The organism is Nonomuraea glycinis (genome assembly GCF_035920485.1).
Classification (GTDB): Bacteria; Actinomycetota; Actinomycetes; order Streptosporangiales; family Streptosporangiaceae; genus Nonomuraea; species Nonomuraea glycinis.
This window is the reverse complement of the sequence record NZ_CP109166.1, coordinates 1038328-1050556: the sequence shown is the minus strand read 5'-3', so window position 1 is coordinate 1050556 and position 12229 is coordinate 1038328. Positions and strand designations below refer to the sequence as shown.

At 66.6% G+C, this 12229-nt stretch carries 8 protein-coding genes; 2 read left to right on the top strand and 6 right to left on the bottom strand.

Annotated elements, in window-relative coordinates; translation table 11 throughout:
- Positions 1 to 3: 3 nt before the first annotated feature.
- Positions 4 to 861: an ABC transporter substrate-binding protein gene (locus OHA68_RS04785; RefSeq protein WP_327106525.1), complete on the bottom strand. Its 858-nt coding sequence runs from the start codon at positions 859 to 861 to the stop codon at positions 4 to 6.
- 284 nt (positions 862 to 1145) lie between these two features.
- Here OHA68_RS04785 and OHA68_RS04780 point away from each other — a divergent pair, with 284 nt between their 5' ends.
- Complete coding sequence (locus tag OHA68_RS04780; protein ID WP_327106524.1) at positions 1146 to 2318, top strand: NAD(P)-dependent malic enzyme; 1173 nt, start codon at positions 1146 to 1148, stop codon at positions 2316 to 2318.
- A gap of 154 nt (positions 2319 to 2472) precedes the next feature.
- Positions 2473 to 3825 (top strand): hypothetical protein, encoded by a 1353-nt coding sequence (locus OHA68_RS04775; RefSeq protein ID WP_327106523.1) that lies wholly within the window; start codon positions 2473 to 2475, stop codon positions 3823 to 3825.
- 49 nt (positions 3826 to 3874) lie between these two features.
- Here OHA68_RS04775 and OHA68_RS04770 read toward each other — a convergent pair whose 3' ends face one another.
- From OHA68_RS04770 to OHA68_RS04750, 5 genes are all read right to left on the bottom strand, one after another.
- Positions 3875 to 5368 carry a trypsin-like serine peptidase gene (locus OHA68_RS04770; protein WP_327106522.1) on the bottom strand — a complete coding sequence of 498 codons (1494 nt, stop codon included), beginning with the start codon at positions 5366 to 5368 and terminating at the stop codon, positions 3875 to 3877.
- A 184-nt stretch (positions 5369 to 5552) separates the two neighbouring features.
- A complete protein-coding gene (locus OHA68_RS04765) occupies positions 5553 to 7124 on the bottom strand; it encodes a trypsin-like serine peptidase (protein ID WP_327106521.1) in 1572 nt (523 codons plus the stop codon).
- Between the two features lie 431 nt (positions 7125 to 7555).
- Entirely contained in the window at positions 7556 to 9091 is a 1536-nt protein-coding gene (locus tag OHA68_RS04760; protein WP_327106520.1) for a trypsin-like serine peptidase, read from the bottom strand.
- Between the two features lie 407 nt (positions 9092 to 9498).
- Positions 9499 to 10662: a trypsin-like serine peptidase gene (locus tag OHA68_RS04755; RefSeq protein ID WP_327106519.1), complete on the bottom strand. Its 1164-nt coding sequence runs from the start codon at positions 10660 to 10662 to the stop codon at positions 9499 to 9501.
- A gap of 203 nt (positions 10663 to 10865) precedes the next feature.
- Entirely contained in the window at positions 10866 to 11957 is a 1092-nt protein-coding gene (locus OHA68_RS04750; protein WP_327106518.1) for a trypsin-like serine peptidase, read from the bottom strand.
- Positions 11958 to 12229 lie beyond the last annotated feature (272 nt).

Below are 12229 nucleotides of genomic sequence, written 5' to 3'. Positions count from 1 at the left end.
GGATCAGCCCAGCTCGCCGGGCTTCTTACCGAACCACTTGACGAAGATCTCCTCGTAGGTCCCGTCGGACTTGGCCTTGGTGATCTCGTCGTTGATCGTCTTGAGGAGGACGGGGTCGGCGCCCTTCTTGAGGCCGACGCCGTACTGCTCGCCGGTGTCGAGGCTGGCGATCAGCTCGAACTTCTCCGCGACATCCGGCTTCTTCAGCCAGGTGAGCACCACCGGGAGGTCCTGGACGATCACGTCGGCCTGACCGGCCTGCAGGGCCAGGAGCTCCTTGGGCGAGTCGGCGTACTCGGTCGGGTCGAAGCCCTGCTTCTTGACGTAGTCGAGGCCGGTGGTGCTGGCCTGCGCGCCGAGCTTGAGGTTCTTCGCCTTGACGTCCTCCAAGGAGGTGGCGCCGGTGCCCTTCTTGGCCAGCAGGGCCTGCGTGGCGTCGAAGTAGGGGACCGAGAAGTCGATGTTCTGCTGACGCTCGGGGGTGATCGTCATGCCGGCGGCGGCCATGTCGCACTTCTTGGCGGCCATGGCCGCGCCGCTCTTGATGACGGCGAAGTCGATGTCGACGATCTCCTGCTCAACGCCGAGCTTCTTGGCGGCCAGATCGACGATGTCCACGTCGAACCCGACGACCTTGCCGCTGGCGTCCTTGAACTGGAACGGCTCATACGGGATGTTCGTGCAAACGGTGAGCTTGCCGGGCTTCACCAACTGCGCGCCACCGGCGGCCGAGGCGCTGGCGTCGGTGGTGGCCGTACCCGTGCCTCCGGTGTCGCTGCCGCAGGCGGTCAGGGCCAGAGCGGCGGTCAGGGCGAGTGCGCCGGCGGCGGAGCCGCGGCGTGTCAAGGGCCAGAGGGCCATAAGAGGCCTCCTCAAGTGATATGCCACGAAAGATGAGTTTCATGCAGTTTAGATGGGGTTATGCAGAGCTCCGCACTCTGCCGATTAACAATGCGTCAACGGATCAGCGACGGGCGCGATACCAGAGGCCGTCTCAGCATGTGGCATCATGAGGGAACGGGTGACCCCCGTAACCCCCTCAACGAGACGATCGACGAGGGGAACCTGGCGGCTACCGAAGCCAGGCCTCTCGAGTGTCTTCCGAAGGTCTCTTCCGTCCGCTGAACTTCTGGGGTTCTGTGTCCATGACGCCCGCTTTCGATCAAGATCCCGCCTTCGCCCTGCACCGCGGGGGCAAGCTCGAAGTCCGCTCCACCGTCCCGGTCCGCGACGCCGGTGACCTGTCGCTCGCCTACACCCCCGGGGTGGCCCGCGTCTGCACCGCGATCGCCGAGACGCCGTCGCTGGCCGACGACTACACCTGGACCTCCAACGTGGTGGCCGTCATCACCGACGGCACCGCCGTCCTCGGTCTCGGCGACATCGGCCCCGCCGCCGCCATGCCGGTCATGGAGGGCAAGGCCCTGCTGTTCAAGGAGTTCGGCGGCGTCAACGCCATCCCGCTCTGCCTGGCCTGCACCGACGTCGACGAGCTGGTGGAGACCGTGGCCCGGCTCGCGCCCTCCTTCGGCGGCATCAACCTGGAGGACATCAGCGCGCCGCGCTGCTTCGAGATCGAGGACAGGCTGCGCGACCTGCTCGACATCCCGGTCTTCCACGACGACCAGCACGGCACCGCCATCGTGGTGCTCGCCGCGCTGCGCAACGCCGCGCGGCTCACCGGCCGCACCCTGGGCGACCTGCGCGCGGTGGTGGCCGGCGCCGGCGCGGCGGGCGTCGCGGTCACCCGCATCCTGCTGGAGGCCGGCATCGGCGACATCGCGGTGGCGGACTCCAAGGGCCTGATCTACGACGGCAGGGAGGGCCTCAACTCCGTCAAGCAGGCCCTGGCGCGCGACACCAACAAGGCGGGCCACACCGGCTCCACCGAAGAGGCCCTGGTGGGCGCCGACGTGTTCGTGGGGCTGTCCGGCTCGACCGTCACCGAGCAGGCCATCGCCGCCATGGCCGCCGACTCCATCGTCTTCGCCCTGTCCAACCCGACGCCCGAAGTCCTCCCCGAGGTGGCCGCCCGGCACGCCGCGGTGGTCGCCACCGGCCGCTCCGACTTCCCCAACCAGATCAACAACGTGCTGGCCTTCCCCGGCGTGTTCCGGGGCGCGCTGGACGTCAGAGCCACCACGATCACCGAGAACATGAAGGTGGCCGCCGCCAACGCGCTCGCCGCCGTCGTGGGTGACGACCTCACGGCCGAGTACGTCATCCCGAGCCCCTTCGACGAGCGCGTCGCCCCCGCGGTCACGGCGGCCGTCGCCGCTCAGGCCAGGGCCGACGGCGTGGCCCGCAAGAAGGACTGAGCAGCCGCTCCCCGGGCAGGAGAACGCGGCTCCCGCATCCCTAAGCACGGCTCAAGCCGGCACCAGGATTCCCTCAATGTTCCTGACTCACCGTGCTATAAAAAGAGCTCTCTGTAAGGATGCGGGCGCCCCGACTCCTGCCATGAGGAGAGCGATGGAACGCGAGCCCAACCGACTGCTGCGGCAGCTCATCGCGGAGGCGGGCTTCTCCCACAAGGGACTGGCCAGGCGCATCAACGACCTCGCGACCGCACGCGGCACCCCCGGCCTGAAATACGACCACAGCTCCGTGCTGCGCTGGATCGGCGGCCAGCGGCCGAGAGATCCGGTGCCCAGCCTCCTCACCGAGATCTTCGCCCTGCGCCTCGGCCGGCCCGTGACGGCGGCGGAGCTGGGCATGTCCGCCATCACCACCCCCCTCGATCTCGGGCAGGAGTTCACGCACACGTGGCAGGAGGGGGTCACGACCGTGACCGCGCTGTGGCGGGCCGACGTGGAGCGGCGGCGGTTCCTCATCGACTCGACGTTCGCGATCGGCGCGGGCTCCGTGGGGGCCGTGCGCTGGCTCACCTCCCCGCCTGAAGGACGGCCCAGCAGTACGGGCGCGCGCCGCGTGGGCAGGGCGGACATCGCCGCCGTGCACGAGGTCACCCGCTCCTTCGGCGAGCTCGACAACCGGTTCGGCAGCGGGCGGGTTCGCTCCTCGGTCGTCAAATACCTCGACACCGCGGTGACCCCGCTGCTCAAGGACGGCTCCTACGGCGACAGCACCGGCCGCCGGCTCGCCGCCGCCGCGGCCGAGCTCACCCGGCTCGCCGGCTGGATGGCGTACGACCTGGAGCAGCACGGCCTCGCCCAGCGCTATCTCATCCAGGCCCTGCGCCTGGCCAGAGGCGCCGACGACCACGCCCTGGGCGGCGAGATCCTGGCCGGCATGGCCCACCAGGCCGTCTACATGGGCCAGCTGTCCCACGCGCTCGACCTGGCGCGGGCCGCCCAGCTCGCCGCCCGCCGGGCCGGCGTGCCCACCCTGCTCGCCTCCAGCCACGTCCTGGAGGCGCACGCCCACGCGGGGCTCGGCGACGCCCGCTCCTGCGCCGGCTCACTGCACGAGGCCGAACGCGCCTTCGACGCCCGCAGCCCCGCCGACGAGCCGCGCTGGCTGAGGTACTTCGACGAGGCCTACCTGGCCGCGAAGTTCGCGCACTGCTTCCGCGACCTCGGCGAAGGCGAGCGCGCCGTACGGCAGGCCCGGCGCTCCCTCGACATGGACGGGCGGTATGTGCGGGGCCGGATGTTCAACCTGTCGCTGCTGGCGGCGGGGCTGCTGCAGTGCGGCGAGCTGGAGGAGGCCTGCACGGTGGGGGTGGCGGCGTGGACGCTGGCCGGCGAGCTGCAGTCCGCCCGGTCCCGGTCCTACGTGGCCGACCTGCGCAGGCGGCTGGAGCCGTACAAGAAGGAGCCTGCGGTGGTGGCGCTGCACGAGCGGACGCGGGAGCTGGTCTGAGCAGGCGTGAAGCCCGCCACCTGCGCGGTGACGGGCTCCGGTGCTGTCGTTACTTGAGCAGCTCGCCGTTCGGGCCGACGACCGGCTTCGTCTCGGCGTAGTTGGCCTTGTTGTACACGTCGGCCACCTCACCGTCGAAGTAGGGGGAGCTGATGAGGTCCACCCGGTCGTTGCCGTCCTGGTCGTGGAACATGCTCGTCACGCCGTTGAGGTAACCGGTGCGCTTGCCGTTGCTGTAGCGCAGCAGCCAGGGGCCGCCGTCCGCGCCGCCGGTCATCGAGCACTTGAGCACCTGGTGCGTCTCGACCCGGAAGGTGTTGGCCTGGTACGTCTTGGTGCCGGTCTTGCCGTAGCACCACTTGGGCGTCACACCGGTGAAGGCCTTGTGGCCGTCGGGGTGCGGCTCGCCCGGGTAGCCGAAGACCGTGACCTTCTGGCCCAGGGGCTGGTTCCAGGCGATGCCCTGGCCGCCGACGGCCTCGCCCAGGGGGCCCATGTCCTTGCCGATGCCGATGGTGTACGCGGCGGTGAAGTACTTGCGGTCGGTGCCGGGCTTGACCCACTTCTGCGTGTAGTAGTGGGTGATCAGGTAGTTGCCGGCCTTGTCCTCGGACTTGATGCCGAGGCCCTTGTAGGCGTCCCACCGGGGCTTGGTGACGTTCTCAACGATCGGTTCGCCGAACTTGTAGCCTTGGCCCTTGCCGAGCTTGGCGTCCTTGTACGTCTTGTCGCTGACTTCGACCCTCTCCACGACGGCGCCGGGGAAGTCGGGGCCGGCGAGCTCGCTCTCGGTCCTGCTCTGGGACCAGCACTTGCCGAGGTTCAGCCGGCACTTGACGAAGTCCTCACGGGTGATCTCGCGGGCCTTGACCCACTTGTCGCCCGTCCACTTGTCGTAGTCGGCCTTGCTGACTTCCTTCGAGCCGGCGAACTGGAAGCCGTTGTGCACCGCGACGAAGGCGAAGTCGCCGTCGTAGTCGTCGTAGGTGTCCAGGTCGTAGGCCGTGAAGGCGTAGGCGCCCGCGTAGATGCCCCAGGGGGCCTTGCCCTGGTAGTAGCCGGGGACGAACACCCACTTCTCGTAGACGTCGTCCTTGCCGTTCTCGAAGACGCAGTGGCCCGCGGTGGCGACCAGGTTCCGGTGCCGGGACTGGATGGAGGTGGCGGAGCACCAGTGGTGCTCGCCCTTGTTGTCGACGAAGAACACCTTGCCGATGGTGCGCGGCAGGTTGACGTTCTTGACCTTGGTGCCGGCCGGCGCCTTGGTGGCGGGGGCGGTCGAACCGGGCTTGCCGTCGTCCGGCTGGTCACTGGCCTTGGCGATCTTGACCTTCTGCACGGCTTTGGAGTCCCAGTGGTACTGGGTGGCCTTGCGGAGGGCGGCGCCGTTGGCGCTGAGCCAGAAGGAGACGTTGCTGTAGCCGTCGGCGGGGGAGGCGGCGAGGGGGTCTGACGCCCAGGCGGGGGCGGTCGCGCTGGCGGGCACGGTGAGAGCTGCGGCGCTCAGGGCGGTGGCGGTGAGGGGGATGAGCAGGCGCTTCACTGGAGATCTCCACAATATTTACATAACGGGCGTTAGAACCCTATCGTCACTCTGGTCACAGGGCTAAGAGCTCTCTGGACATCCCTTGAGAAAGGCCGAAGGGCCCGGCAGAAGCCGAGCCCTTCGGGTGGAACAGGGTGAGTACGAGGTTTGGACCCTCGCGCTCGTGGCGACTCGCGAAAAACTACTTCGCGAGGGAGCCCGACCAGGTGTTGGCAGCCTGGTTGTAGACCGTAGCGGTCTCACCGTCGAAGTACGGCGAGGAGCTGTAGTCGTAACGGTCGTTGCCGTCCTGGTCGTGGAACAGGCTGGTGACACCGTTCACGTAGCCGAGACGCTTGGCGTTGCTGTACTTGACGAGCCACGGGGAGCCGTCGGCGCCCGGGGTCATCGCGCACTTCAGGGCCACGTGCTCCTCAGCCTTGTAAGCGGCGGAGGCGTAGGTCTTGCCGGAGGTGGCGCCGTAGCACCACTTCGGCGTGACACCGGTGTAGGCCTTGTGGCCGTCCTTGTGAGCGTCGGCCGGGTAACCGAAGACGAAGACCTTGCCACCGGTCTTCTGGTTCCAGGCGACACCCTGGCCACCGACGTTGTTGCCGAGGGCGCCCAGGTCCTTGTTGACGTCCTTGAAAACGTAGAAGTCAATGCGGAAGAAGGAGCCACTCTTGCCGGGCTTGTACCACTGCTGCACGTAGAAACGCGTGATGGTGGCGTTGCCCGCGCGGTCCAGCTCGACCTTGCCGGGGTTCTTCGCCGTCGGCGCCGGCAGCGGCTGCCCGGGCCTCCAGCTCGGCTTCTGCGCCTTGATGTACTTGATGGCGTCTTCGTAGGTCACGTTCTCGACGATGGGGTCGCCGAAACGCTTGCCGTTGCCCTGGCCGAAACGAGCAGCCTTGTACGTGGCCTCGGAGACCTCGAACTTGGCCACCTCGGCACCCGGGAAGTCCGGCCCAGTGGCCTTGTCCCGCTCGCCGGGGTCGATGTCGTAGAAGGGAGAGGTCTTCGGGTCCTTACGGCCGGCGATCCACTCTTCCTTGGAGACCTCGACCTTCTTGACCTCCTTGTGCCCCTCGTACTTCTTGTACTCCTCGGGGGTGACCTTGGTCGCCGCACCGGCACCCGGCTGGATGCCGTTGTACACGGTCACGAACGCGTAGTCGCGGTCGCGGTCGTTGTACACGGAGTAGTCGTAGTGCGTGAACGCCGTCTTACCGACGTAGATGCCCCACGGGGTCTTGCCCTGGTAGTAACCGGGCACGAACACCCACTTGTCCATGACGCTGGCGTTCTTGTTGTCGTCATAGGCGCAGTGACCAGCGGTGGCGACCAGGTTCTTGTACTTGCCCTGGATCGAGGTGCCGGAGCACCACTTCAGGTCGCCCTTGGAGTCCACGAAGAACACCTTGCCGATGGTCTTCGGCAGGTTGATGTTCTTGGTCTTCGAGGCGGTCTTCTTCTCCTCGCCGATCGGCGCGACCGTCGAAGCCTTGGTGTCGGGCGTATAGCCGCCGCTGACCTTGAGCTTGGAGGTGGCCTTGGTCTCCCAGGTGTAGGGAGTCGCCTTGGCGAGGTTGTTGGTGTGCCCGTTGGCCTTGAACCAGAACTCGGCCACTGCCGCAGCGGCAGGGGCGTCCTTGGCCATGGTGTCCGACGCCCAGTCGGGAACCGCGTTGGCGTTAGCGGTACCGGCCAGGCCGGCGGCCAGCAGTCCGGTGGCCAGAATGGCGCCACCGGCGGGGAGGAGGATGCGCTTCAAGGTAACTCCTTGGTCTGTCGTGGAACGCTTTGTGCGCCCCATGCGTCAGTAAAGGGATAGCCAGGAACATACAGTGTGGATCTTGAAGTCGGGTAGCCGCTTTGCCAGGAAAAGATGGGACATGGCGGGCGTAACCGTTCCGTGATGTTTAGCCGACCGATGCGGATGAGGCGGGCGAACGGGACTGACGGCGCATCTCCGCAGATCAACATAAGAGTGTTGTCAGTGGGGCGACAGGGTCGGCAGTGTCCCGCCGGCGCCACCCGCGTGCGCAGTGTGACGCAGATCACAGTGGCTTGATGGCACCGTCTGGGGCTCCCATGCGTCCAAACGCCTTCACATTCCGCTCCGGAAACGGCCGAAGGGCCCGGCGACGCCGGACCCTTCGGGTTGAACCGTGACGATGCGTGAGAACCGATCGCCGGGTGTGACTAAACGATCTTGCCGGACCACACGTTGGCGGCGGCCTTGTAGATCGTGTTGGTCTCACCGTCGAAGTACGGCGAGGAGATGTAGTCCACGCGGTCGTTGCCGTCCTGGTCGTTGAAGGTGCTGGTGACACCGTTCACGTAGCCGAGACGCTTGTTGTTGCTGTAGTTGAGCAGCCAGGGGCCACCGTCGGCGCCCTCGGTCATCGCGCACTTGAGCGCGACGTGCTCCTGGATCTTCTTGGCGGCCGAGCCCACCAGCTTCTTCGTGGTCTTGCCGTAGCACCACTTCGGCGTGATGCCGGTGTAGTTCTTGTGGCCGTCGGGGTGCGATCCGGCGGGGTAGCCGAACACGCGGACGATCTTCTGGGTCGGCTGGTTCCAGGCGAAGCCCTGGCCGCCGACGTTGTCGCCGAGACGGCCCGCGTCCTTGACGTGGCCCTCGATGATGTAGAAGTCGGTCTTGTAGAACTTCGTGTCCGAGCCCGGCTTGTACCACTGCTGCACGAAGAAGTGGGTGATGGTCCAGTTCCCACGCCGGTCCTTGACGACCTTGGCCGGGTACTTCTTCGGGTCCTTCTTCTGCCGGGCCAGGTAGACCGCGGCGTCGCGGTCGGTCACGATCTCGACGACGGGCTCGCCGAACTTGCGGCCGTTGCCCTTGCCGATCCGGGCCTTCTTGTACGTCTCCTCGGCGACCTCGACCTTGGCGACCTCGGCGTTCGGGAAGTCAGGGCCGGTGGGCTGAGCCTTCTCGCCACGCTTGACCCAGCAGGCCACGGTCGAGGTGGGGTCGAGCTTGCACGCCCGGAACTCCGACCGCTGGATCTCGATGTCCTTGGCTTCCTTGATGCCCGTGTGCTTGTCGAACTCGGCCTTGGTCACCTTCTTCGGGGTGCCCGCGCCGATCTGGACGCCGTTGTAGACGGCCACGAACGCGTAGTCGCGGTCGTAGTCCTCGTACACGTCGAAGTCGTAGTGCGTGTAAGCGGTCTTACCGACGTAGATGCCCCACGGGGTCTTGCCCTGGTAGTAGCCCGGGACGAAGACCCACTTGTCCATGACGGCCGTGTTACCGGAGGTGTCGTACGCACAGTGGCCGGCGGTGGCCACCAGGTTCTTGTACTTGGACTGGATCGACGTGGCGGAGCACCACTTGCGCTCGCCCTTCTTGTTGACGAAGAACACCTTGCCGATGGTCTTCGGCATGTTGACGTTCTGCGACTTGGCGGAGCTCTTCTTGCTGTCGCTGATGGGCTTGGTGCTGCCCGGCTTGGTGTCGGAGCTGTAGCCGCCCTTGCTCTGGAGCTTGGCGACGTCCTTCGCGCTCCAGACGTTGGACTCCTTCGCGGCCTTCAGGGCAGCACCGTTGGAAGCCGCCCAGTAGTCGGCGATGGCCTTCGCGTTGGCCGCGCTCGTCGCCATCGGGTCCTTGGCGATGTCGGAGGTGGCCGTGGCAGTGGCCGTGCCGGCGAGGCCGGCGGCCAGCATGCCGGTGGCGAGGATGGCTCCACCGGCGGGAATGAGGATGCGCTTCAAGGGAACTGCTCCTTGGTCTGTCGTGGGCTGCAACATGCGGCCCATGCGTCAGTAAAGGGATAGCAAGGAACATAGCGCGGTGATCTCCGCAGGTGAAAGCCGTTGTGGAGGCTTCGGCACGAACCCCAACCGCCGTGACCTTTTCGTTATATGTCAGGGATGAATGCGTTGAGTGATCGTTCGGGTGCGTCTGTGCAGGGTATGCGGGGGCTGTTGCGGGCGGGACGAAAGTGCCGTTAGTCCCCACGCGCGGGTTGTTGACCGAAGAAATGTGACTTAGATCACAGGAACCAGAATTGCCGCTGTTCCGTCTAAGTTGGCTCGATCTTCACAGGGAACGTTCAGGTTCGGGCCGCCGGCACGAAAAAAGGGGGCCCGGCCGAAGCCGGACCCCCTTCGTGTCGCCGTTACTTGTACAGCTCGCCCTTCGGGCCGACGATCTTGCCGGACCACACGTTCCTGGCGGCCTGGTAGACCGCCGCGGTCTCGCCGTCGAAGTACGGCGAGGTGATGTAGTCGATGCGGTCGTTGCCGTCCTGGTCGGCAAAGGTGCTGGCGACGCCGTTGACGTAACCGAGCCGCTTGCCGTTGTTGTACTGGGTCAGCCAGGGGGCGCCGTCGAAGCCGGGGGTCACGGCGCACTTGAGGCCGATGTGCTCCTGGATCTTGAGCCAGGAGGCGCCGACCGTCTTCGCGGTTGTCCGGCCGTAGCAGTGCTTCGGCGTGACGCCGCTGTAGGGCTTGTTGCCGTCGGGGTGCGGCGCCGCGGGGTAGCCGAAGGTGCGGACCGTCCGGTTGGAGGCCTGGTTCCAGGCGAAGCCCTGGCCGCCGACGTTGTCGCCGAGGCGGCCCGCGTCCTTGGACAGCAGGATGTAGTTGTTGCCGCCCCAGGAGCGCTTGGGACCGCTGAAGCGCTTGTAGTCGCGCTTGCTCACCCGCTTGACGCCGTCGAACTGGATGCCGTTGTAGACGGTGACGAACGCGTAGTCGCGGTCGTAGTCCTCGTAGACGTCGAAGTCGTGGTGGGTGAACGCCTGCTTGCCGACGTAGATGCCCCACGGGGTCTTGCCCTGGTAATAGCCCGGGACGAAGACCCAGTTGTCCAGCAGCGCGGAGTTGCTGTCGGTGTCGTACACGCAGTGCGCGGCCGTGGCGACCAGGTTGCGGTAGTTCGACTGGATCGACGAGGCCGAGCACCAGCGGAACTTGCCGGATCCGTCGACGAAGAACACCTTGCCGACGGTCTTCGGCAGGTTCACGTTCTGGGAGTTGGAGGAGGACCGCTCGGCGCCGCCGGGGGCGGTGCTGCCGGGCCGGCCGTCAGGGCTGTAACCGCCCTTGGAGACGACTTTCCGCACCTGGTTGGAATCCCAGGTGTAGGCCGTGGCCTGGCGGAGCGCCGCGCCGTTGGAGGCGAGCCAGAACGATACGACGGAGGCGGCCTGGCTGGTGTTCCTGGCCATCGGGTCGGTCGCCACATCGCCTGCGGCTTGTACGGCACCGGTCAGACCGGTCGTGAGCAGGCCGGTCGCCAGGACGGCGCCACCAACGGGAAGGAGGATTCGCTTCACAACATCTCCAGGCTTTTCCTTTAGCTGACGCGGCGCCTTCGTGCGCCCCGAAGGTCAGCGAACGGACAGCCGGAACCGTACAGCGCTGACAGCGACCGTGTGGTTGCGCTCCAGCGCAGGTCAACGGCGAGAGCGTCGTCGTGATCGTTCCGAGATGTGGATTGCTCCTGATCACGGCGCGTGACCGGGGGGTGACGTATGAGCTACATCACATTTGTCGGAGTTGTCTGCGCAGCGGCGTGCCGGTAGGCCTCTCCGGTGACGATGCTGAAGTACGGCGACGAGACCGCGTCGAACTCGCCCTTCGCGTCGGTGTTCCAGGTCAGGCTGTTGACGCCGACCAGATTGCCGAGCTTCTTGTCCGCCTGCCAGCCGAACACCCAGGGCCCGCCGCTGGCGCCCTTGCTGAAGTTGCAGGGGGCGAGCTGGACCCCGAAGTTGAGGTCGAGGCCGGGGGCCACGGCCTTGCGGGTGCTGCCCACGCAGGGCTGCAGCGACAGGCCGTTGAACGGGCGGCTGCCGTCGGGCTGCGGACCGGCCGCGTAGCCGAAGGCGTGGATGTCGCTGAGAGGGGACCTTCTGCTGAGCTCCAGGCCCAGGCCGCCGACATTGTCCTGCAGCTGGCCGACGTCTTTGGCGACGTATTTGTCGCCCTGCTTCTGCCAGGTGAAGCCGCGGTGCACGGTCACGAACGCGTAGTCGTAGTCGTAGTCGTTCTTGCCCGGCCAGTCCTCGTGCATGCTGATCGAGGAGCCGACGTAGATGCCGTCGGGCGCCTCGCCGTTGCTGCCCGGATTGGGAACGAAGATCCAGTATGCGGCGGCGTTGCCCTGCCGCGCGTCGTAGGCGCAGTGCGCGGCCGTGGCGACCACGCTGTGGTTCTTGGCCGCGACGGAGCTGGCCGAGCACCAGTATTCCTTGTTGCCGAAGCGGAAGTAGACCTTCCCCATGGTCCTGGCGGCGCCCTTGGTCGGTGGGGCGGGCGTCACCGCCTGGGACGTCCGCAGCGCCGAGCCGGACGCGCCGATCGGCGCGTTGACGGCGCCTCCGGAGGCGGCCTTCGCCACCGGCGCGGGCTGCGAGCTCGGCGTGGCGGGGCTGTAGCTGTCGGCCTTCTTGAGCTGCTCCGGCTTCCAGTAGTTGGCGACCCGCTGCACGTCCGCCCGCGTCTTGGTCAGCGCCACCTTGTAGACCTTGGAGGCGGCCGAGGCATCCGACACCCCCGCGAAGACCGGCAGCATCAGCAGCGCGCCGCTGAGCGCGGCGGCTGCCAGGTGCCTGGCCCGGGGGATCATGAATTGCCTTTCTGGGGTTGTAACGGTGGATTTTTCCAGATCAACTGGTCAATTGCAGCTGGGATAGGCATTTGTTATCTGGCCAGCGTGGACCGCGGTCTATAAGGATCGCGTCAAGCGTGTTGCGCGCCCATCGGTCAATGATCCTATAGGACGGACGTCGCCGCAGGTCACGGACCCCGTGGGGGTGTCGATAGACGGTTGTTTCTGATGCGGCTTTCGTGGCGGTACGCGGCTCGAATGGATCTTGATCGCCATTCGCGATCATGAAT